The organism is Deltaproteobacteria bacterium (genome assembly GCA_026388545.1).
Classification (GTDB): domain Bacteria; phylum Desulfobacterota; class Syntrophia; order Syntrophales; family UBA2185; genus JAPLJS01.
The window spans coordinates 22,122-46,154 of record JAPLJS010000057.1 but is presented as its reverse complement, the minus strand read 5'-3'; the positions used below and the strand labels follow the sequence as shown (position 1 = coordinate 46,154).

At 49.6% G+C, this 24,033-nt stretch carries 18 protein-coding genes; 2 read left to right on the top strand and 16 right to left on the bottom strand.

Features of this window, described 5'->3' with window-relative positions; all coding sequences use genetic code 11:
* The 16 genes from NTW12_06845 to NTW12_06770 form a co-directional block, all read right to left on the bottom strand.
* Positions 1-272, bottom strand: a 272-nt coding sequence (locus tag NTW12_06845; protein MCX5846061.1) for a hypothetical protein, incomplete at its 3' end; no start/stop codon positions are given.
* Positions 273-837: 565 nt separating this feature from the next.
* Positions 838-1,953: a hypothetical protein gene (locus NTW12_06840; protein MCX5846060.1), complete on the bottom strand. Its 1,116-nt coding sequence runs from the start codon at positions 1,951-1,953 to the stop codon at positions 838-840.
* Between the two features lie 612 nt (positions 1,954-2,565).
* Positions 2,566-2,754, bottom strand: a complete 189-nt coding sequence (locus NTW12_06835; GenBank protein ID MCX5846059.1) for a hypothetical protein — start codon at positions 2,752-2,754, stop codon at positions 2,566-2,568.
* Between the two features lie 4 nt (positions 2,755-2,758).
* Positions 2,759-3,652: a hypothetical protein gene (locus NTW12_06830; protein ID MCX5846058.1), complete on the bottom strand. Its 894-nt coding sequence runs from the start codon at positions 3,650-3,652 to the stop codon at positions 2,759-2,761.
* Positions 3,653-4,789: 1,137 nt separating this feature from the next.
* Entirely contained in the window at positions 4,790-6,931 is a 2,142-nt protein-coding gene (locus NTW12_06825) for a hypothetical protein (GenBank protein MCX5846057.1), read from the bottom strand.
* A 664-nt stretch (positions 6,932-7,595) separates the two neighbouring features.
* Positions 7,596-7,814, bottom strand: a complete 219-nt coding sequence (locus tag NTW12_06820; GenBank protein ID MCX5846056.1) for an ankyrin repeat domain-containing protein — start codon at positions 7,812-7,814, stop codon at positions 7,596-7,598.
* A gap of 562 nt (positions 7,815-8,376) precedes the next feature.
* A complete protein-coding gene (locus NTW12_06815; protein ID MCX5846055.1) occupies positions 8,377-8,715 on the bottom strand; it encodes a hypothetical protein in 339 nt (112 codons plus the stop codon).
* Complete coding sequence (locus NTW12_06810; GenBank protein ID MCX5846054.1) at positions 8,688-8,939, bottom strand: DUF6364 family protein; 252 nt, start codon at positions 8,937-8,939, stop codon at positions 8,688-8,690. Before NTW12_06810 ends, NTW12_06815 begins: the two co-directional genes overlap by 28 nt.
* Positions 8,940-9,084: 145 nt before the next feature.
* A complete protein-coding gene (locus NTW12_06805) occupies positions 9,085-9,888 on the bottom strand; it encodes a cytidylate kinase family protein (GenBank protein MCX5846053.1) in 804 nt (267 codons plus the stop codon).
* Positions 9,889-9,909: 21 nt separating this feature from the next.
* Positions 9,910-11,322, bottom strand: a complete 1,413-nt coding sequence (locus NTW12_06800; GenBank protein ID MCX5846052.1) for an efflux transporter outer membrane subunit — start codon at positions 11,320-11,322, stop codon at positions 9,910-9,912.
* Positions 11,315-14,467 (bottom strand): efflux RND transporter permease subunit, encoded by a 3,153-nt coding sequence (locus NTW12_06795; protein MCX5846051.1) that lies wholly within the window; start codon positions 14,465-14,467, stop codon positions 11,315-11,317. Before NTW12_06795 ends, NTW12_06800 begins: the two co-directional genes overlap by 8 nt.
* A gap of 6 nt (positions 14,468-14,473) precedes the next feature.
* Positions 14,474-15,685 carry an efflux RND transporter periplasmic adaptor subunit gene (locus NTW12_06790; protein MCX5846050.1) on the bottom strand — a complete coding sequence of 404 codons (1,212 nt, stop codon included), beginning with the start codon at positions 15,683-15,685 and terminating at the stop codon, positions 14,474-14,476.
* 246 nt (positions 15,686-15,931) lie between these two features.
* Positions 15,932-19,027: an efflux RND transporter permease subunit gene (locus tag NTW12_06785; GenBank protein MCX5846049.1), complete on the bottom strand. Its 3,096-nt coding sequence runs from the start codon at positions 19,025-19,027 to the stop codon at positions 15,932-15,934.
* A gap of 22 nt (positions 19,028-19,049) precedes the next feature.
* Entirely contained in the window at positions 19,050-20,171 is a 1,122-nt protein-coding gene (locus tag NTW12_06780; GenBank protein ID MCX5846048.1) for an efflux RND transporter periplasmic adaptor subunit, read from the bottom strand.
* A gap of 38 nt (positions 20,172-20,209) precedes the next feature.
* On the bottom strand, positions 20,210-21,523 hold the full coding sequence (locus NTW12_06775; GenBank protein MCX5846047.1) for a TolC family protein: 1,314 nt from the start codon (positions 21,521-21,523) through the stop codon (positions 20,210-20,212).
* On the bottom strand, positions 21,520-22,143 hold the full coding sequence (locus NTW12_06770) for a TetR/AcrR family transcriptional regulator (protein ID MCX5846046.1): 624 nt from the start codon (positions 22,141-22,143) through the stop codon (positions 21,520-21,522). The genes NTW12_06775 and NTW12_06770 overlap by 4 nt, the downstream gene beginning before the upstream one ends.
* A 164-nt stretch (positions 22,144-22,307) precedes the next feature.
* On the opposite strand from NTW12_06770, the gene NTW12_06765 reads away from it, so the two are divergent.
* Both NTW12_06765 and NTW12_06760 read left to right on the top strand, forming a co-directional pair.
* Positions 22,308-23,261 (top strand): zinc ABC transporter substrate-binding protein, encoded by a 954-nt coding sequence (locus tag NTW12_06765; protein ID MCX5846045.1) that lies wholly within the window; start codon positions 22,308-22,310, stop codon positions 23,259-23,261.
* A complete protein-coding gene (locus NTW12_06760) occupies positions 23,252-24,007 on the top strand; it encodes a metal ABC transporter ATP-binding protein (protein MCX5846044.1) in 756 nt (251 codons plus the stop codon). Before NTW12_06765 ends, NTW12_06760 begins: the two co-directional genes overlap by 10 nt.
* Positions 24,008-24,033: the final 26 nt, after the last annotated feature.

The following is a 24,033-nucleotide window of genomic DNA, read 5'->3' as shown; positions in this document are numbered from 1 at the left end:
TAGTGTGCAAAATCAATCACTTCAAATATGGGAGCGGCTGCTCCCTGACGCCAGTAGAGTAGAGAGCTGGCGTAGTAGCCGAATGGTTCTATTTCCAGCTCCCCCTCATCAAACCGTACGTTCGGTTTTCCCGAATACGGCTTTCCAATCATCTTCTTCCAAAGGCATTCGCTTTCGCTTGGCCTTCTGGCATAGCTTCCACCTGAGTTCTCGGAATATTTGGAGTTTATAGCGTTACCGCAATCTCCTTTCCTTCGCTCCTTCAGAAGCATGATGAAGGTATTGCCCCTTTCCTCTCCCAAAGTTATGTTGTCTTTGGGATGCAAGCGGTACTATGGGCAACTCCGACTCCCTTGCCGACCCAGTGAAATTTCGTTTCCTTATATCCACCAGTTGCCGCTCTCGCAACATCGACAAGGGTCTCCCGTGTTCATTGTCGTATGGCTGCCCCTGCGTGTCACCCCTGTTACCCCGGAAGCCCATCTATCGGTTCTGGTAGTTATCGTTAGGATAGATGCTCCGGTCTTCCCCACTGTAGGAAAGGGTCGACAACTCCATCGTGTGTTTCGAGGCTACATCTGGGTTCGCTCGCGCTGCGGCCCGCAGGTTTGCTCGACTCCCTTAAGGAGCCTTTGTCAGGAAACTTAATGCTTCAGGTTACCCTTTACACCTCCCTCAAGCTACGTGGGCGACACTACCGAATTCCCACGGTCGGACTTTAACCGACAGGTCATACGTTTTACACGGCATACCCTACAAGTCAACACTCCTCAGGTGAAAATGGGGGTGAGGCTTGCCACTTGTAACCGGTAATTAAACCATGACGGTGACAGATGATCACGTTTTAATCTTGGCGGGCGGAATCTGCTTGCCTTGATACACGCGAATGCAGCCGTAATTTTTGAAGTATTTCTTATGCGTAACCGTGATATATGGTATGCCGGATAAGGAAATAGCCGAATCCCCGGTCACGCTGATATCCGTAAGAGCGCCCGCTGTTCGAATCTTGGCCTCCGAACCGGAACGCACACCGTCCACATTGAATATGAGACTGTTGGTGACGCCAGCAAGACTGTTTGGAATATTGCCTCCTCCACCATCCGGCTGCCCGTAGCAAATATGCATCCCGGCCGAAGGGATTAGTTGAACCTGAATCAGATTCTCCCCCGGCTGTGGTGAATAGTTGGCAAGCCTTTGCGTCATGTGATCCAGGCAGATTTCAAGACCGAAGGTTATGTCGTCGATTTCGAAAATCGAGCCTCCGCCGATCCCGCTTTTGTTGACCTCGGAAACCTTACTCTTCTTCCATTCGTTTGCCTTGTTGAGTCTCCACGTTACGTCCCCCGGCTTATTTTTCCTGGCGCTGAGAATATCCCGAGACCCCTCCGTCGGCTGTACCGTCCTCCCTTTCTGCCCGTGGATCGTGATTTTTCGCTTGTCGCCAGATTTATCCCACCACTCGTTCGCGCCGAAGTAATCACCCAGAAAATCGATGGCCGAAATGTATTCCTTATAAATGATGACCTCCCGGAGGCCGCCTCCTCCTTTGAGAGTCGGACCTCCTTTCTGGACCATAGCGATATTGAAAATCTCAGTCTGCGAGGAGTTTTCATGCTTTAGATATCCTATGGCCGTCCCAAGGACGAACAGCCAATGCGAATAATTCTGCTTGGATGTCTCTTTTCTCATATTCGTCATGATTTCGGATATTTTTTCGATAGGATAAGCACCGTCGGTATTTCTGAAGAAAAACTCAGGGGCCATGAATAGCTTGAGTACGGTTTCGGATTTGCTTACCTTGCTGTTCTTGTATGCAATAGATATTGCATTTTTCATGATCGTACACCGCTTGTCAATATCCTTCGATGCACTCGTATCGCCGAGATATTTACCGGTAACGGTATCAGGAGTCGTGTCGATCTCATACGCAATGAACTGCATAATGCTATACATGATTTCTCCTTTCAATTCTTTGCTAATGTTTCCTATAATGCGTATTCTGAAAAATCATTTGCATAAATACGTTCAAAACCCCGCACTCTTCTGAGACACGGGGTTTCAATTATCAGTCCATGGTACCCTCTCGCATGGTTATAGGCTCACACGTTCTAATCACCAAAACGAGAAATCAGACGAAAAACTCTTCAGGAGGCAACAGATGGATTCTGCACGAAGGTAAAATACGCTGTCAAACATTTGTAGCTTTCAAACCGGATTCAATAAGCTGACCCGATCAGTTACCTCTCGCTTTGTATTTGTTATCAGTAAGGCTGATCTTGATCAAATATGAATAAAGCCGGTGCGTTGTACACCTACGAGTCAATTGTTTTCGGTTTAGAATTGAAGAGAAGATTACCATTTGGACTACAGCGTCCCACATTGTTTAGGAATCCGTATCACCTCACCATCTTCCCACACCTGTTGGGGATGTGGGAACACCGGTTGGCCAGCCACTCTAGGGTGGTAGATTATGCAGGAAAGATAAAAATAGCCGCCCGGAGGCGGCTATGGTCATAATATGAATTAGTTGAAATATCGGAATGGCAGGAATTTTTCGTAATTTTATTAATCGTTTTGAAAGTTTAAGCAGCTTGACTCCCGCCACTGTCCTGCTGTTGTATATACTTCATAGATACGTTTTTTAAGGAACGGCGCTATCTCTTCCTTCATTTTCTTGTAATCTTTTTCGGCTCTATTCAAACGAGCATCCCCCTTATGCTTTTTTCTTTTCTTCACCATGTCATTGTTTTCCATTTTATTATCCTTTCCTCGGAATGGCAGCAGAAAACGTATTGTTTTCGCTCTCAATACATTTCGATGCAACCCTTGATACATAATTATTCGACCTTATATATAACTCATAAGCAGCTTCCCAAAACTTACTTTGGGGGTCTACTGGCTCTATCGATAAACCGCAACAGCTAGCAGCCTCATCCCTATAAATTGGTCTACCATGTGTCTTTGTCCGTTTTGGCGTAAGGAATATTTCTATTTTCTTCTTGATCTCAACATCTTTTATACCTTTCAGCATTCCGGAAGAAAGAGATCTGATGGCAATATCTTCCGACAATGCCATTGCCGCTTTGAATTCCTTAATTTCTCGTGCATCATATTTATCCAACTGCTGCAGATAAGGTTGCAGATTTCCTTTTTCTTTTACAGCTTTTTCAAATAGATCTTCATAGCTTTCAACGACATTGAACACAGAAAATCTCTTTAGTACACCGTTTTCGCTAATACTCATTTGAGGATCAATAGGTCCTAATTCGGAACTTGATCCCATGAAAATTTTACTCGCCCCAAAACAAATCATCGTGGCGGCTGATTTTGCTTTACCTGGAACTATCGCCCAATATTCACCGGTTCCACTATAACTCCTGCAAAGATTAATTATTCTTTCTGATGATAAACCGTCCCCACCAGGTGAACTTATAAATAAGGCAAAACCTTTTGATAAATCGGTTTTTCTTAGTATGCCTTCCAGGATATCTGCGTCTGAATCATCAATCATAACCGGCATGGTAAAACTGGTAAAGAAAGTGATAACCGGTCGTTTCAATTCTTTTTCAAGACTTGAGAACAGATCCTTTCTCGTCTCATGTCCCTGACGTTCTTCGGTGAACACTTTTTGAAAAATGATTTGTTTCGGCATAATGGACTCTTCAGACTTACCGCATAGAAGTCGTTAAGGATAGCAATAGTATTATCAGATCCCATCTGAAAATAATTTCAATCACCTATTCTTCCATTTTTCCGCTACATCAACTGTGAATGATTAAATCTGGCAAGAACTTCCTCTATGTTCTCTAAGGCTATGCAAAGCATCCTCGTATGTCAAGTAAATCTTACTGACTGAAAATTTAATTTGATAAGAACTTCCTTTTTCGTGGAGGGAGTATAAGAAAAACGGCCTTATATGTCAACGTAATAATGACCATGAAATAATGACCACAAAATGTGGTGTGGGATTCTGGTGATTGAAAGAGGGTTATAATAAGGCGGCATTCTTTTGGAGCAGGAAGCATGTTTATTACCAAGAGAAACCTTGAATAATTTTCTTTGCCTCTAACTTGTGGATAACAGGAAGGCAACAATACCCATAATCTTCGTAAAAATCAATTTCCAAAATATGCATGTTTCAATCGCAATTCAGCAAAATGAGATAATTTTTTATTCAACGCTTTGTATTTGCTATCAGTAATGCTGATCTTGATAAAATATGAATAAAGCCGGTGCGTTGTACACCTACAAGTCCGTGGTTTTCGATTTCGGATTGAGGTGAAGCTTGCCGTGTGTAACCCGCATTGTTTAGAGTGGGCAAAGCCGTTGTGCAGATCACCGCAGTCGAGATAGCGATAGATTACCTGCTCGACATAGGGCTGCCAGAAACCGTACTAATGTGAAGAATGCTCATCATAGATCCTGACGAAGGTCTCAGAATAGTCTTCCACATAGCATTAATAATCGGATAACTTGGGATTCCTGGGGCGATAGACAGCGGCGTGAAGTGACACGATCTTTCTCCTTCGAGAATATCATGCCGCAATAATGTAGAACGATCGCTCTATTTACCAAAAAGCAAATCCAACAGAACAGGGTTGATGACGAACAGCTGAAAGAATATTACGCTAGATGCAAAGCCGTTGCTTTTCCGCAGGAAGAAGATTTTTTTCAAACAAACAAAAAAGTCCCCTTGATGGGGGGATGAAGAAGGCGGCAAACAGATATTGGCAGACTATACTCCAATGGCGTATATAGCAGCCATGTCCAAGGCTGTTCGGCGCTGCCGCTACTGACAGAAGAGCGCGGCGGGCGGTACGGCCCGCTCGTAGGCCCGGGACTGGTTGCCGCCGCTCGCGGCGAGCGTCTTGAGGGGCTGGTCCACGAATACCGTGGCCACGTCGACGATCCCGTCGGCGCCGGCGCGGTCGACCCTGTCGAGCTTGATCTTGGCGCCAGTGCCGGCGACCTTGAAGCCCACGGTGAAGAGGGTGCCGTCCTTCTCGAACACGTCGCGCTTGCGATAACGCAGCCGGATGGACTCCAGGACGTGGGGGCTCCCTTGGAAGCCCCTGCCGAACTCCTTGTGGAGTTGGATCTGCTCTCGCGTGGTCTCCTTGTCGACGCCGATCTTGACCTTGAGGTCCGGCAGCTGGCCGACGCGGTAGGTGGCCTCGATGAAGACGCCCACGTCCAGGGGCAAGAACCCCGCGATTGTGGAGGCGACGTACGGGTCCTCGAGGAAGTCGAGCACCTTTTGGCGCTCACCTTCCTTGATGCCGAGCGCCAAGGCGATGAGCTTGGTGTAGGGGGCGGCGAGCGCGCCGGCCTTCCACCGGGACGTGGGGACGTCGTAGTAGCCCTCGTAAAACTTGACCAGGTTGCCCACGCAGAAGGACTGCCCCACCGCAAACCCGGTGCCGCTCACAGCCTTGACGCCGCCGTCCCGCTCCTGGCCCGGGCGTAGCCCTCTGGCGAAACCTGCCAAAGGCCGGGCCCAGGTAGCGATGGCGCACACGTAGCGGATCTGGTTGAGCCGGTCGGGCTTCCAGGATGTCTTGTCCCTGAGCTTGTCCGTAGCCTCGCCCAGCCTGGTGTCCTTGGAGAGGGACTTGCCGTAGCTGAGGACGTTGAAGTTGGCGTCGAACCCGAGCGCAAGCCCCAGGGCGAAGCTGCTGTAAGTGACGACCGCGTCGTAGGTGGTGTAGACCGGCGTCACACCGACAGTTCCCAGGTTGACGCCCTGGTGGACCACGCTCTGCGATGCGGTCGTTACCATCGTCTGGAACCGGGCGAAGGCCTTCTTGTACTCGCCTGAGACCCCGAGGAAGGCGTCGGCGTTGACCCCGACGGAGGCGAGGCTGGCGCTGCCCTTGGCCTCGCCCGCCGCGTACAGCCCCGCCTTCCCCTCGGGCTTGTGCGACGAGAGGCGGAGGAAACAGCTCTTGTCGCCCGCGTGATCGTAGAGATCGAGCTTGTGGATGAACTCCCTCGCCTCGGTCTTTACCGACTGGGGGGCCGTGGGGCTGACGGCGTTCAGCCGGGCGATGATCTCCTTGTGCCCGGCGGTGGTCGTGTGCCATAGGATGCTGCCGTGCAGGTCGATCCGCTTATTGCCGAAGTAGACCACGTTCGCGTTGATGAATTCGCACGCGTCGAGCTTGAGCGTCGTCTTGGTGGAGCCCTCGCGCAGGATCACCTCCAGCTTCTTCTTGGCCGCCTCCTGGTCCGCGAAGCTCAACGGGAAGACGTCCTCGCCGTAGAAGTGATCGTAGGTGTAGCCGGCCTCGGCCTTGAAGCCGGTCTTGAAGGAGGCGGTGACGCCCACGGCCTCGTAGCCATACGCCGGGGGCTCGGGGTCCTTCGTTCCGGTCCCGCTCTTGTAGCCGTGCTCGGACTTGGACGTCGGCGCCGTGCCGCTGGAAGTGGGACTGACGCCAGCGGAGGCCTCGGCCCCGACGCTAACGTCGAGCGAGAGTTGGGACTTGCTCTCCCAATACTTGCCGATGATCGAGTTGACCACGATCGGGTTGGGGACCCGCTCCACCTTGCCGGCCAGCATCACCTCCGAGGGGCCGCGCGAGACGACGACGGTGCGCTGCTTCGCGCCCTTGATTGAGGTGGCCACGCCGATCTCGGTGTTGAGCCCCAAGAGCCCGAAGGGGTTGACCGACACCTCCGCGCCGCCGCCGAGGCCGTGGGCCTCCGAGGCCATCTGGATCTGCCCCTTGTAGTCGAGGCCCACGTAGAGCAGGTAGTTGACGACGTCGCGGGCCGTCGTCTCCTTCTTGGTCTTCTGGGCGGCGAGCGCCTCCTGGTACTTGGCGACGTCGGTCGCTCTCGTGGCCTTGGGCGCGATGCCCTCCACCATCTGGCCCTGTACCTTGGTGGTACTTTCCCGCAGGTGCCTGAAACGGAATAACGTGGGCATGGTCTGTCAACCTCCGGCAGTGTGCAATTGATAATTGATAAGAACTTCCTTTTTCACGGTGGGAGTATATGAAGTAAGATTTTGTGCGTCAAGGAAATTTTGGCCGCAAAATATGAAGTGTGTTGCCGATCATTGTGTGAGGGATGTATCGCGTTGGCTGTCTTTTTGATAAATCGCTCGTCTTTTTGTTGATTGACCCGCCATGAAGGCCATTTTTAGCATCATTCAGGCATACCTATCCTGCACGCCCCAAATCAGCTTCGCTGATTCTTTGCATTCTCAAAGCGTTATGATTGGATATATTCATCCCAGGAGTACTCTGGGTCACGATAGAGGTGCTCATTGCCATCTGAAAGCAGCAGCTTTCCCTGACTCCTGCTGTTTACTGCTTACAGGAAGTTTTCAATAAAAAGTTCCGTGAAAATTTTTAAGAGCGCCATCCGGCAGAATCGCTGTCTTACCCTACTTATCGAGTATGGGATCTTCCATGGTTGGTTGTGAATTAATAGAAACAAATATGCGCTATATGATTCGCAACGCCACAACGAAGGTTACCATCATCCTTTCCGCCTACTTATAGAGGACTGCAACACAAATGTTAAAATTTATCATGGATCATGTGTCTTGACAGGAAGAGTAATAAGGTCTTTCTAACTCCCCTCTCTCATTTCTTGGCCCCTGCCAGTTTGAGAAGTCGTACCACTTCTTTGTGTTTTTTGATTGACGCCAACTTAAGTGCTGTAGTGTCATCATCAGCCTCAGCGTTCACATCAGCCTTGGCCGCAATCAGAGCCCGCACTACCTCTGGGTGGCCCACCGCCATCATAAGCGCTGTAAGACCATTATTGTCCTTGGCGTTTTTCACATTTGTCTTGGCAGAAATGATTGCCTTGACTCGTACGAGGTCACCTGAATCCGAATCAAATAAGTCTCCCCTTGCTTGCCCTCAGAGAGCCTAACAGCATACCAGACATCTAGTTTTGACATAGCAACATCCTTTTGAGTCGAGTCAATGGTTTCTCCCGTTGCTGCAGGTTGATGTGCGTTTTTCCGTTTGCTGCCTTATTTCCCGGCGGTGCCGCAATATTTCAAACATGTATCCATTGGCCTCAGCCTTTCACATTCTGCCGCCAACATTTACATCCTCCATATAACGCGTATAGAGAGCTCACTATTAATTGCCTTTTGAAGTCATGTATTTCCATTGAGGTTGATAATTTACTGACTACAGGAAGGAGCCTGTACGTTCCAGGGAAGAAAAATAGGCTTTCTTGCATATACGCGCTTTCAAACCGGATTCAATAAGCTGACCCGATCAGTTACCTCTCGCTTTGTATTTGAAGTTGTTTTTCCCATCTTTGATGTTGCTTATCGCTTTTAGCAATAAACATAGCTCGCAAAGATTAATTCTTCAAAAGCGATCAGGAGTGGAAATTTTTGTTTCTTCACCTTCTATAAGCTTCGTCATGGGGACCCAGCGCGATGAATTTAATTGTGTCGTCAGAGGTATCTTTGCAGCCGCCGCATAGAACTATCTCATCGTCCCCCTTTTTTCTGCAGATCTTGCAGTAAAGGTAAATTATAAGAAATCTCTTTTTCACAGGACAGCTATAGAACCCCCTAAAGGGGCCTTTTAATGGCTCACCCACGGCAACGGGGTTTTCAATGATCATGTCAACCTTTTTCTGGATCGCCTTCTTGATGGACGCATACTTCTTAAGAGAGCTAACAAAGGCATCACTAAAAAAAGTCTCCATCAGAAGACCTCTGTATATTTGTGCCATTTTACTTTTCCGGATCTGATCCTCGAAATTGTTTCCATGAGGCTATCCCTGAAATCGGGATCTGCAAGTATTATTTCAGTTTGATCGTCGGTCTTTGCACGCTTCAGATTGAGAATAAATTGCGTGAATACATCGGAAACGCTGGTCCTCTGTTCTTCGGCATAACTCTTGACGTATTCAACAAGATCTTGATCCATGGTGATATTGATCTTACTTTTCGGCATAACATTACCCCCTCATTTACGTATACTATACGCCTTATATGCGCCTATGTCAAGAATAATATTTCATAAATTAAGGAGGTTTTTCTTATTGAATTCAGACTTGGATTTGAAGTGAGGCTTATCATGTGAATTGAATGATAGAATTCTACCTACTGGCTATCTCAATTTTGTTTTCCACGGATTCAACGCCTTTGACTTTTATCGCAGTCCGCTCCGCGGCCGATTTTTCCCAGGGAACTTGCACAACCCCTGTTAAACGGACTTTTCCCGGCGCATTAACGAACGCGGAAACGTAACTTGATGGAAAACCGGCTTCTGCAAGGGCTGTCCCCACTCTTACTGCGAGTTCCATCATATCCAGGGAGTTCATCACATCACCGGTGCTTCCTCGGGCTTCATCTGCGCGTGCTGCGCACACGATCATATCAGCCGCGGTATTGACGGTAAGTTTGTCCATATTGAGGACAATATCATACAACTCAGGATTGTCCCAATCCCGATGGAAGGCAAACCTGATAAAACTTTCTCTCTCGTGATCACTCTTCTCCATGACCATAACGGCGGCCTCCCTCTTATAACCCCTCTCCACAAGATTGCGGACACGCTTTTCCTGCGATGCGATTACCCGGACATGAAGCGCATACGGGAGAGACCGAAAAAGCATATTGCCTCCCCGTCCGAGAATTACTGCGCTCCCCAGGCGTGCGAGTTCATAAATGACGACATACAGGCGATCCAGGCAAATTTCGGGCCGGTATGAAAAAAACCTCTTCAACGGAGGTGGAGCCTTGTCGTTTACCTCTCTGATGTCATCAAGAATTCCCATCTCTTTGGCTTTTTTTTCGATGTCTTCTGTATCATAGAAGTCATACTGCAGTTCTTTCGCCACGAGCTTGGCAATTTCTGTTCCGTTTGTGCCCATCTTCCTGGAAAAGGTAATAAAATACATAGTATCATCCCTGCAATCAGACTACTCCGTTGTCAGGCCCTCTGCCTTCACAACCCAGCCACCGCCCATGGCCTTGTAAAGGTTCACCAGCGCCTGGAAGACAACTCCCTTTGTTTGAGCATGGGAAAGCTCTGCGTTAAAAAGGCTGCGTTCCGCATCAAGCACTTCGATATAGCTTGTATATCCATTATCAAATCGCAGGCGTGCAATGCGCACGTAGTTGCGCAGAGATTCGACTTGACGGGTTTGAATCTCCAGTTGTTCTCTTGACCTCTTCTGGTCGATAAGGGCATCTTCGACTTCACGAAAAGCCATCTGAATGGATTGCTGATACCGAAGGAGAGCCTGCTGCTGAACTGCCTCGGCTGATTTCACCTGCCCTTGAATGGCGCCGCTTGTGAAGATCGGGGCATAAACGGGGACGCCCCAACTCCAGGTTCTTGCTGCACCAGTGAAGAGTAGTGACAGGTCTATGCTCGAGAAGCCGAAAGCGCCGGTTAGAGAAATCGACGGGAAATAGAGAGACCTCGCGATACCAATCCTCGCATTTGCGGCGATGAGATTCTGCTCCGCCTGGCGAATGTCCGGGCGTTTGACGAGGAGCCCTGACGGCAGGCCTGCAGGCACGGCGGGAAGGACAAGGTCATCAATCTTTTTGCCCCGGGGAATGGGAGCCGGATTGCGTCCAATAAGCACACTCAGTGCATTTTCTTGTTGGCTAATGACCTTTTCAAGAAACGGAATAGTGGAAAGTGTCTGCTCATACTCCGACTTGACCTGGCTCAGCTCTAGCTCCGAAATTACGCCGCCGCGGAAACGTAATTGGAAAAGATCGTACGTTTCCTTGCGGCTTTGAGCAGTTCTATTTGCAATCTCGAGTTGCGTGTCGAGGTCGCGAAGATTAACATAGGCGTTTGCCACAGAGGTAACAAGGGTGATGATGACAGCCCTTCGCCCTTCCTCCTGGCTCAAGATATCGGCGCGGGCCGCCTCTGTCGCCCTTCTCAGTTTGCCCCACAGGTCTATTTCCCAACTTCCGTTAAGGGAGACCGCAAAGATGTTCGCGGGATTTACGTTTGTGGACGGAAGGGGGGTAGTACCATACTCCGTGATTCTGCTTCTGCCTGCATTTGCCGTTGCATTCACCTGCGGAAAAAGAGTGGCGCTGATCGTACCATATCGACCCATAAATTCTTCAATTCTTGCTGCGGCAATCTTGATATCCTTGTTCTCTTTGAGCGCCATCTGAATGAGTTCATTCAGGACAGGGTCGTTGAACTGCTCCCACCATGCGGTATTGCCGATTTCCCTCACTTCTTTTTCTTCAAAGCGCCAGGACTGGGGCGTCTCGACAACCGGTTGCCTGTAGTTTGGCCCCATCATGCAGCCGAAAATGATAAACGTGAACAGAGAATAAATGAGAATGTTACGCATCAGGGCCTTCCTCACTTTCCGGCCGTGTAGCTCTTTTGCGTCTCCGGGAGAGGGTCATCACCACATAGAATGTCACCGGTATGAGAAACACGGCGATCAGTGATGCGGCAAGCGTGCCGCCCATGACGGCGGTGCCCATGATCTGCCTGGCGATTGCCCCTGCCCCCGTTGATACGGCAAGAGGCAAAACGCCAAAGAGGAACGCAAAGGATGTCATGAGAATCGGTCTGAGTCGCAGACGGGCTCCTTCAAGGGCGGCGTCGGTAATGGACATTCCTTCCTCATATTTTGCTTTCGCGAATTCGACAATCAGAATGGCATTCTTGGCGGTGAGACCTATGAGCACGATCAGAGCTATCTGGGCATAGATGTTGTTCACCTGGCCACGGAGCCATATCGCTCCGAGAGCGCCAAATACCGCAACGGGTGTGCTGAGCAGGACGCTGACCGGCAAAGACCAGCTCTCATACAGTGCTGCAAGGATGAGGAATACACACAGCAGCGAGAATCCGAAAATAACGGATATGGGTATCCCCTCCTGGGCTTTCTTTTCCTGGAAGCTCATGCCCATGTAATCTAGACCCATCTCCCGCGGCATTGTCAGGGCAAAGACCTCTTCGAGGGCCTTCATAGCCTGTGCGGAACTGTAACCAGGTTTGGCAATGGCGTTGATTTGCGCCGAACGATACAGATTATACCGCATCGTAAATTCAGGACCCAAACGCGATTCGATCGTGGTAACCGCCGAGAGCGGCACGGGGTCCCCTTTGTTGTTTTGTACATAGAATTGCCCGACTTTCTCTGCTTTATTGCGGTACTCTCCCTCTGCCTGGACATAGACCTGCCACTGGCGGCCAAACCGATTGAAGTAATTTACAAAATACCCTCCCATAAAAGTCTGTAGAGTCTGGTACACCTGTCGAAGATCGATGCCCTGCTTAAGGACTTTGTCCCGATCCACGTTGATGAAGACCTGAGGGACTGCGGGAAGGAAGGTTGTTGTCACACGCTCCAGTTCAGGCCTCTGACGCGCCGCATCGAGAAACTTGTTGACGTTCTCGGTAAGGAAGGGAATATCCTTGCCGGCCCTGTCTTCTAGGACAAGGGTGACGCCGCCTGCGGTTCCGATTCCGGGGATGGCCGGGGGTGAAAAGGCAAAGGCAGCTCCCTGCGGCAATTTAGCCAGCTCACGATTCAAATGGGCCATAATGGCCCCGTACTGTTCCTCAGGTTTTTGACGATCTTTCCACGCTTTCAGGTTCACAAAGAAGAACCCGCTGTAAGTATTCTGGACGATGCTCAACAGACTCACCCCCACTATTGTCGTGTAGTATTTCACTCCGGGGGTATGTTCAAGGATTTCTTCAATTTTTCTACAGGTCGCATCGGTCCGCTGCAGGGAGGCGGCGTTGGGGAGGGATAGATTGATAAACATGTATCCCTGATCTTCTTCCGGTAAGAAACCTGAAGGAATTCCCTTGCCGATACCTGCGGTAATAATCGTAATCCCCGCAAGGAAGAGAAGGCTGATGACGCTCTTACGAATCAGGGTGGCGGAGAAAGAGACATAGCCGTTTGTGGCCCGGCCGAAAGCGATGTTGAACTTTCTGAAAAAGAAATTGAGCGGTCCGTGTGCATTTTCTTTCCTCGGCTTGAGCAGGAGTGCGCACAGTGCCGGGCTCAGAGATAATGCATTGAATGTCGAGATGAGCACCGAAATGGCGATCGTCGCGGCAAACTGCTGGTAAAGTCTTCCGGTAATTCCCGGAATGAACACCGTGGGAATGAAAACCGCCGAAAGGACCAGGGCAATGGCGATCATCGGCCCCGAAACTTCTTCCATGGTTTTGAGCGCCGCCTCTTTTGGGGCCATTCCCTCATCCATGTGCCTTTCCACCGCCTCCACCACGATAATGGCATTATCGACAACCAGACCTATGGCCAAAACCAGGCCGAAAATGGATAGAGTATTGACTGAGAACCCGAGAATGGGGAAGAAGGCAAACGTGCCGATGAGGGAAACCGGAACCGCAATAGTTGGAATGAGGGTTGGCCTCCAGCCCTGGAGAAAGATGAAGACTACGATAACGACAAGGATTATGGCAATTAAAAGAGTCTTGACGATCTCATGTATTCCCTCGGTGATTGCCCTTGTGGTGTCGAGGCCGAGTACATAGTCGAGATCGGCGGGAAAACGTTCCCTGGCTTCTTCCATCACTCTCCTGGCACCCTCGGCTGTCGCAATTGCATTTGTGCCGGGCAACTGGTAGACGGCGATATTGGCGGCCGGTGCGCCGTTCAGACGGCCCCTGATGTTATAAACCTGGGTTCCCAAATCAATGCGGGCGACATCTTTCAAGCGGACAATCGTGCCGTCGGGGTTGGCCCGGATGACGATCCGGCTGAATTCCTCCTCGGAGATAAGGCGGCCCTGGGCGCGGACTGCGTAAGTGAATTCCTGCCCCGGAGGGGCCGGCTCGGCGCCGATCTGCCCGGCCGGATTTACGGTATTCTGCTGCTGAACGGCTTCAATGATTTGAGGTACCGTGATGCCGAGCTTCGCCAGGGTATCAGGCTTGACCCAGATGCGTATGGCATATTGTCCCGCACCGAAGACCGAAACCATGGCGATGCCGGGAACGCGCAGCAACTGGTCGCTGAGATTGATATATGCGTAATTTGAAAGGAAAGTGGCGTCACGGGTGCTGTTGGGTGAATAGAGAGAAAAGAGCATCAACGGTGCAAACCTTGATTTCTGGACCGTGACGCCGTAATTGCGCACATCGAGCGGAAGCATCGGATCTGCCTGGTTCTGCCGTATCTGCGTGAGCACCTGGTCTGTGTTCGGATTGGTGCCGACATCAAAGGAGACAATAAGCCTCATTATGCCGATGTTGGAGTTCAGAGAAAACATGTAGTTCATATTATCCACGCCGCTCATCTGCTGCTCGATGGGCGTGGCCACAGACTGCTCAACGGTTAATGCATCAGCTCCGACATACATGGTGTTGATCTGAATCTCCGGCGGCACAATTTCCGGAAACTGTGAAACAGGCAATTGTACAAGCGCGACTGCTCCCACAATGACGAACATGATGGATATGACCATGGCAACTATGGGGCGGTTGATGAAAAACTTGGCCATATCGATCTACCTCTTCTCTGTCCCGGTTTTTACAGGGGGTGTTCCTGTGGATTTCGAGGCTTGCCCACTCCCGGACCGGGATTCGGCTTCATAGGGGACGGGATTTACAATTGTGCCCTGCCTGACTTTCTGGAGACCTTCTGCCACGACTCTCTCCCCAGGCTTAAGACCTTCGTCAATAACCCAAAGACTATCAATGCGCTCAGCCACCTTTACCGGCCGTATATCCACTTTGTTGTCCGGACCCACCACTGCGACCTGATAGCTGCCCTGAAGCTCCGTGACCGCCCGCTGGGGTACCAGCAGCGCGTTCTTGATTTTGCTTAGGGAGCGAACCCTGGCAAATTGTCCGGGGCGAAGAATATTGCGGGGGTTCTTAAAGATGGCGGCAACCTTAATGGTACCTGTCTTCACATCCACCTGGCGGTCGGCAAGAAAAAATTTGCCCTGGTAAGGGTAAACACTGCCATCAGAGAGAATCATTTCCAGACGGATATCTTTGAAACCATTCTGCCCTTTCCCCGTGCCTCTGAGATATTCCTGTTCACTTACAGAGATATATACCTTGATAGGATCCACTGTCGAGACCGTTGTCAGCTCGTCTATTAACCCGGGACCGACAAGGTTTCCGATCTGTGCCTTAGCGATGCCGGCAATTCCGTCAATAGGAGAAATAATTTTTGTGAAGCCGATGTCCAGATTGGCTTTATCGACAGTCGCCTGCGCGGAAATTACTGCCGCGTGAGCCGCTTCTTCCTGGCCCGTAGCATCGTCCAGGTCTTTCTTGCTCACGGCATTCTGTTGGGCGAGCGGTATGATCCTGGCGAGATTCGCTTTGGCGGTAGACCACCGTGCCTGATGCAGGGCCATTTGTCCCTTTGCCTGATCGAGGGCGGCCTGGAAAGTGCGCGGGTCGATCTCGAAGAGGATCTGTCCCTTTCTGACGAAATCGCCTTCGTTGTAGTTCTGCCTGGTGAGGTAACCCTGGGCCTGGGCACGGATCGTGGCGTTGACCATCCCGTCCGTACTTCCTACCCATTCCGAATAAATGGGAACCTCCCGCTGGATAACATCCGCCACTTGTACGGTCTGTGGAGATGAGTCGGCGCCTTTTTGCTCTTTTGTACACCCTGGAATAAGGTACAAGGTTGAGCTAAAGAATATAACCATAAGTATACTTGCATAATAACACTTTGCTTTCCCATCTTTCTTGATCATGAAAAACCCCTTTTTGCTCGTTGCCCTCTCATGGACTGGAGAGAAAGATGTAATGTTACCATCAAACTCGGTGCAAGCTCCCGGAAAGAGACATTCAGGACACGTTAATGCATCAGTCAACAAATATTATAGAAAGAACCATGGTCTCAAAAATAGAACATTCAACCATCCCTTACATATATCCGTCAATGACTCTGCTTCGACAATAATGAATGATAATGATGCGTTCAATCATAAAGATGTTAATCATGCTGCCTTGCCCCGAAACCGGCTGAAGTATCTGCGCACCTCTTTCTGGAATGAATCGAGATAGATATAGATAACAGGGGAGATATAGAGCGTTACTATCTGTGAAAATACGAGACCCCCTACGACAGCCATTCCCAATGGACGCCGCGATTCGGCGCCCGCACCCAATCCAAGAGCAATGGGTAATGTTGCCATGAGAGCCGACATGGTCGTCATCATTATAGGACGGAACCGAATAAGCGCTCCCTGGAAGATCGCTTCCTCAGGTTTCTTCCCTTGCGTTCTCTCTGCCTCCAGTGCAAAGTCAATCATCATGATCGCATTTTTCTTGACAATCCCGATCAGCATGATGATTCCCACAAGGGCATATAGGTTTAGATCAATTTTAAAGAGCAGCAGAGTGAGAAGCGCCCCGAGTCCGGCAGAAGGGAGTCCTGAAAGTATTGTAATAGGGTGAATGTAACTCTCATAAAGAATGCCGAGTACGATGTAAATAACCAAAATAGCAACAAGAATCAGGATACCAAGTCCCGCCATAGATGACTTGAAGGCCTGGGCGGTGCCCTGCAGGCTGCCGGTTATCGTGTCCGGAAGAACCGCCCGCGCCGTCTTTTCCACTCCCTCCACTGCATCGCCCAGTGATTTCCCGAGGGCCAGATTAAAAGAGATGGTCACGGCAGGAAGCTGCCCGAGGTGATTAACGGTAAGGGGACCTACTGTACGTTCGAGACTCGCGACGGTGTTCAGGGGAACGAGGTTTCCCGTAGAGGAACGGACGTAGAGGAGGGAAAGCGCAGCAGGATCCATCTGATACTCCGGCTCAAGTTCGATGATGACCCAGTACTGGTTGTTCGGTGCATAGATCGTCGATATCTGGCGGGACGAGTATGCGCTCGAGAGGGCGTCCTCAACCTGGCCCGCACTGAGGCCGAGGGCGGACGCCTTGTCCCTGTCGATCTTGACATAGACCTGGGGATTCTTAATCTGGAGGTCGCTTGTCACGTCCAGAAACCCAGGCAGCTCTCTCAGCTTCGCCTCCATAGTCGGAGCGTATTTGTAAAGCTCATTGATATCCCCACTCTGGATGGTATACTGGTACTGGCTTTTAGTCAGGACTCCACCAATACGTATAGGCGGCAGGTTTTGCAAATAGGCCCGGATACCAGGAACCGTGGCGAGCTTTGGCCTGAGTTCCTGGATTATCTCATCTGCACTGAGGCGGCGTTCACTTCGCGGCTTCAGGCGGATCATTATGCGGCCTATGTTGGATGATGGACTGGTCCCTGAAGCTCCTACGCTTGACATAACATTACTCACATTCGGATCCTCACGTACAATGGCGGCAAGTTTTTTCTGGTGCTCGACCATCGAGTCAAATGATATGCCTTCCGCCGCTTCCGTAAAGCAGAAGAGCTGACCCGTATCCTCGCTGGGGAGAAAACCCTTGGGTGTAATGAAATAGAGTCCGACAACCCCCGCGAGAAAGAGGAAGGAGATAATGAGGGTTGTAAGCCTGTAATGCAAGGCCCATGTAAGACTTATTTCATAGAGGCGGCGCATCCCCTCGAAAAACCGTTCGAATATCTGATAGAGACGGCCATGTTTCTCCTCCCCAGGCGGACGGAGAAAACGGCTGCAGAGCATGGGGGTTAAGGTGAGTGATACGAATCCGGAAATGAGAACGGCAACGGCAATCGTAACGGCAAACTCGTGAAGCAGCCTGCCGACGATACCCCCCATGAAGAGAACAGGAATAAAAACAGCTACGAGAGAGAGGGTCATGGAAAGTATGGTAAAGCTTATCTCCCTCGATCCATTTAAAGCCGCCTCAATGACTCCCTCGCCCTGCTCCATGTGACGGACAATGTTCTCCAGCATAACAATGGCGTCGTCCACCACAAAGCCAACACACAGTGTGAGAGCCATCAATGAAAGGTTATCCAGACTGTAACCGCAAAGATACATAGCCGCAAAGGTTCCTATGATCGACATAGGCAAGGCAAGGCTCGGTATGACAGTTGCAGAAAGGTTGCGGAGAAAGACAAAGATCACGGCAATGACAAGAACCAGGGCCAGGATAAGGGTGAACTGGACGTCTCTGAAAGATTCCTTGATGGGCACGGACCGGTCGTAAAGGATGTCGAGTTTCACCGATGCCGGGATTTCCTGGCTAAATTGCGGCAGGATGTTCTTGATGGACTGCACAACCTCTATTGTATTGGTACCGGGCTGGCGCAGGACGGCCAGTACAATGGCCCGGTTTTCATTGAACCACGCAGCAACCTTGTCATTCTGGACGCTGTCATCCACACGCCCCAGTTCCCCGAGACGCACCGGCGAGCCGCCCCGATAGGCTACAATGAGCGGCCGGAAGGCAGCCGCATTATTCAGTTGTCCCGTTGCCTGAATGGTGAAGGCCTGGTGAGTTCCCCAAAGGGTGCCTGTCGGGAGATTGACATTCCCTGACTCGATCGCACTCACAACCTCGTCGATGCCGATGGATCTTGCCGCCAGCGCTTTCGGATCAAGGCGGGCGCGCACGGCATACTTCTGGGATCCGTACACCATAACCTCGGCCACGCCGCTGATCATGGAAATGCGCTGCGCAAGAAGATTCTCCGCATACTCGTCAACCACAGAAAGCGGCAGGGTGGGTGTGTTCATGGCAATATAAAGGACCGGCTGATCCGCAGGGTTCACCTTCCGAAAGGTGGGAGGAGTCGGCATATTCTGGGGAAGCTGTCTCGTTGCTGTGGCTATGGCGGTCTGAACGTCCTGGGCTGCTGCGTCGATGTTCCTGCTTAGATTGAATTGCAAGGTAATTCTGCTGATTCCGAGACCGTTTGTTGAAGTCATGGAGTCGAGGCCGGCGATGGTGGAGAACTGTTTTTCAAGCGGTGTCGCTATGGAGGAGGCCATTGTCTCCGGACTTGCACCCGGAAGGTTGGCTGATACGAGGATTGTCGGAAAATCTACGTTGGGCAGATCACTGACCGGAAGTGCTCGATACGCGACAACGCCGAAGAGGAGGATCGCCGCCATGACGAGTGTCGTCATAATCGGCCGGCGTATGAAGATTTCCGAAATATTCATGTAACCCCTTCCCAATAGCGCGTCAGGGCGTTTCTTTAATCGTCACCTTTGCTCCCGGTATGAGACGCAACTGTCCGTCCGTGACCACCCGCTCTCCTGCCTGGAGACCCTTCATGATGACGGTTTCCCCGCCTATGGAGGAACCTATCGTAACCGGCCTCACATCCGTGGTGAGATCGGGCTTGACGACAAAGACGTACTGCCCCGATTGGCCCGTGTCAACGGCGCGCGAAGGGACCAGTATCGCATCGGGTATGGTTGTCAGCGTCAGGACTGCGCTGACAAACTGACCCGGCCAAAGGCGCTTTTCCCGGTTTGCAAAAGTCCCTTTGAGGGTGATAGTACCTGTTACCTTATTTACGGCATTATCGATGAAGGTCAGTTCCCCTGTTTCGGGGCGCGCATCGCCGTTGATCAGGGCTTCCACCTTAAGCTTTCCCTGGGCCTGGTATTTTTTGACCGCCGACAGGTCCTTTTCGGGAATGGCAAAAGTAACATAGATGGGTTCGATCTGGTTGACAACGACCACTTCCACATCGTTCGCCTTGAGTATGTTTCCCTGATTTACCTTTAACGATCCTGTCCGGCCGTTGAGGGGGGAATAGATGGAACAGTATTGAATCTGTATGCGGCTGTTTTCCACAACGGCCCTGTCGGCCTTCAAAGTAGCTTCCAGGGCGGCCCAGTTTGTGCGAACCTGGTCGTATTGTTGTCTCGTCACAAATTGATCTTCCAGGAGGGCTGTGTACCGCTGCAAATCGGTCTCTGCGTTTTTTGCCTGGGCCGTATCCCTGGCAAGATTGGCTTCTGCCTGCTTCAATGCCTCTTGATAAGGACGGCAGTCCAGTTCAAAGAGAAGATATCCCTTTCGTACATCCTGGCCTTCTTTGAAGTTTATCTTCGTGATCTGTCCGGTGATCTGAGCCCTCACCGATATGGTCTGATAAGGTTCAACATTCCCGATGGCATTGATCTCCACAGGGATTGTCTTTACGACTGCTGATGCCACTGTGACCGGCGCGGGAGGGACGGCAGGATTTTCCTTTTTCGACGAGCATCCGCAAATTATTATCACGAGGGCAAACAGTAAAAGCAGACGCTTGACTGCATCGGCAATCGCATTCTTAAAAGAAACTTCCCACATAGTTTTTACCCATCATGCTCCATGGCAATCATCCTCTCTCACGACTGATCACCCGTGATTGTTTTGAGAAACGTCCCCGTTGCTTTTTTCATCTTTATAATGGCTGCCTGATAGTTGTAACCGGCCTCCGCCAGATTCCTTTCCGACGTAACCAGGAGCGTATTCGCATCCATTACATCAAGGCTCTGAGCCAGCCCGAACTCAAACTGCTTCGCAACGGCATTGTAATTGTCCCGGGCATAGACCACCTGGTCCTCCAAGAATTTAAGGATTCCTTTTTGTGTAACGAGGTCGAGATAGGCGCTCTGAACTTCTATACCGATGGACTTCTTATAATCTTCGTAAATAAGCGCAGACTGCCTTTCCTTTGCCCTCGCCTCTTTCACTTCCGCCCGCCTCAATCCCCCTTCAAAAAACGGGAAGTTCAGTGAAAGAAGACCATAGGTACTCTCTTTCACCAGCGTCTGCGTTGACGGCGACTGATCAGCCGATACATATGCCCCGGACACGGAAAGCGTCGGCCAGAAGGCGCCCTTCGTATACTGAACCTGCTCCTCAGCCATCCTCTTCTGGACCTCAAGACTCTTAAGATCGGCACGACCTTTATATGCCAGCTCCTGGAAAGAAGTTTCAGGAGAAATATTAATATCCTCCGAAGGAGACTCCTTTATCTGAAAATCCCCCTCAATCCCTACTGTCCTTGCAAGAACGGATTTGGCAAGCTCCAGGGCATTCTTTGCCTTGACATGGTCAGACCGCGCACCGGAAAGCTCCCCCTTCGCCCGCAGAAGCACCGTCTTCGTTACCTCTCCAACCTTTAACCGCTTCTCGGCAGCATCCCTGTATTTCGTCAGCCTCTCCAGGTTCGATTCCGTGATCTCAAGTGACTTCTTCGTCCTTAAAACATCATAATACGCAGATGCCACACTCAAAAGGTATACCTCCCGTATGGCATACAGGTCATACTGACTCTTTACAATGTTCTCCCTCGAAATATTCAGCGCCGTGAGTTCCCGCCCGCTCAATGACAGAGTCTCGTCCGCCCGCAGACCCCATGAGGTCGCTGTATTCGGTTGAAGAAGCGTGCCCGTTGCATTGTATTTCTCTTCCGAGTACTTCGTATAGTTGCCGAAGGCCGACAGCCGCGGTAAGAGTAATGACAGCGCCTTCTCCTTGCCCGTCTTTGCAATATACAGGTCTTCCTCCGTCAGCTTGATCTTCTCAGCGCGCTCCAGGGCAATACGATAAAGATCGTCAAGAGAATATTCCGCAGCATAAAGGACAGCCGGTATCATCGGCACACTCAGAACCAATAAAAAACAAACAATTAGTGATATACACCGGCCGTTCATAGTCTCACCTCCGCACTTGCTCCCTTCAAAAATATTTCCAATACGCAATCAACCTTATCACGTAAGGGATGATCTTGATTTGTAAGCAACCATCCAAAAATAAAGGATCGGATGATGCCGGAAAGTGCAAAAGCCATCATGCGTGGTTGTGTGACTTTTAAAGAGTTTGTCTTAATCCCTAAACGCATTATTTCTTCTATAAAACCGATGTGGTTGAGATAGTCAGCATTCATTTTGTCTCTCAAAATCGTTTTCCCTTTCGAGAGGGTTGCACCCTCGCCACGAATGAAGAGGTTGCAAAAATCGACATTATTCTCTACAAAGCAAAAATGTGATCTCACCAGCTTTTCGATTTTATCTAGGGCGTTATCTGCCATATTTACCGCATCTCTGATTTCTGAATACATCATGTCCAGCTTCTCACTGACCATCGTTGTGTAGAGGTTTTCCTTACCCTCAAAAAAATGATAGAGTGTGCCTATGGCGAAACCTGAGGCATCAGCAATTTCCGCCATGGTGGCAATGTAAAACCCTTTCGAGGCAAATATCTTTTCTGCCTGATTAAGGATCTCAGTCCTGCGGATCTGAAATTCCATTTCTTTTCTTTTTGCCTTTTCCATTTTTGAGCCTCGATTCAAATAATAGAATGATTATTCAAATAGTGAATTATTATTCTCCATGATATTAATATGTTTTTTTGTCAAGAAAAAACTCTTACAACTGAAATTTGCAAAGGCGTCACATTTTTGATAGACACCTTTTAAAATATTGAGGGTGAAAATAAATGAGAAAAATTTTCCTGATGTTCTTATCCGTCGTAGTTGCATTTTCTTTATTTCTTCAATCCTGTCAAAAAAATGAAAAAAAGACAGATGATCGGAAAAATATTAAGGTCGTCACGACACTCTTTCCCCTGTATGACTTTGCAAAAAATATCGGTCAGCAAAAGGCAGCGGTAAGCTTATTGGTGCCGCCCGGTGTAGAACCCCATAACTTTGAACCAAGACCGAATGACATAACACGAATCCAGGATTCCGACCTTCTGATATTTACGGGCAAATATATGGAACCATGGGTTGATAACCTGTTAAAGGGCCTTGACACGAAAAGACTGACGGTTGTCGACACAAGCAAAGATATTACCTTAATACGAAGGACCGACAGTCATGACGAGGCTGAACATACGCATCAAGAAGAATCGGGGAGCCCTGACCCCCATATATGGCTTGATTTCTCAAATGCCGTTAAAATGGTCGATGCCATTACCACTGAATTTATTGCCAAGGATCCTCAAAATAAAGATTTCTACGCAAAAAACTCTCATGAATACAAAAAAAAGCTTGAGGAGCTTGATAAAAAGTATAAAGATACATTGTTACGATGCAGAGACAAAGTCATCATCCACGCAGGGCATTTTGCCTTCGGTTACCTCGCAAAAAGATATGATTTAATGTATGCATCTGCGTATAAAGGATTTGCTCCGAATGCTGAGCCAACCCCCAAAAGACTGGTTGAACTCACTAATAATGTAAAAAAACACGGTGTTCGTTATATATACTATGAGGAACTCATTACACCGAAGATTGCAGAGGTAATTTCAAAAGAAACGGGTTGCAGTTTGTTGATGCTTCATGGCGCCCATAATGTAACCAGAAAAGAAATGGATAGTGGAGTGACGTTTGTTCAACTGATGGAAATAAATTTAGAAAACCTGAAGGTCGGATTACAATGCCCGTAGATGTCCTTTCCATAGAAAATCTTTATTTTCGATATAACTCCAGGGATGTTTTAAGCGATATCACATTCTCCATAAGCACAGGAGACTATATCGGTCTTGTCGGGCCTAACGGTTCGGGAAAAACAACCCTGATAAAGGTTGTCCTCGGTTTGATAAAACCACACAGCGGAAAGATTACCCTTTTCGGTGAGGATACCAACGCATTTTCCGGATGGCATAAAATAGGGTATCTGCCTCAAAAGATATCCGCCCTAAATCCTCGTTTCCCGGCTACAGTGAGCGAGGTCGTAGCCATGGGGCTCCTTTCAAAAAAAAGTTTCCCCAAACACATGAATAGGTCTGACAATACAACCGTCGATAGCATTCTTGATCTGCTTGATATAACGAATCTCAGGAATAAACCCATAGGTGAACTCTCAGGTGGCCAGCAGCAAAGGGTCCTCGTTGCCAGGGCCCTTGTGAATAATCCGGAATTTCTGATTCTCGATGAACCGACAGACGCTTTAGACCCGGAAATGAGAGATCGTTTTTTTGGTCTCATGGATGAATTGAACAAAAAAAAACATGTAACTATTGTCATTGTCACTCACGATATGGGTAATATCGGGAAATATACCTCGAAGTTACTCTACATTGACAAAAAGATTATTTTTTACGGAAGCTTCGAAGATTTCTGCAAATCCAGCGAGATTACCCAGTTCTTCGGGGAGTTTTCACAGCATATTATCTGCCACAGACATAACTGACGATCTCGTATGAAACCCATCTCCCC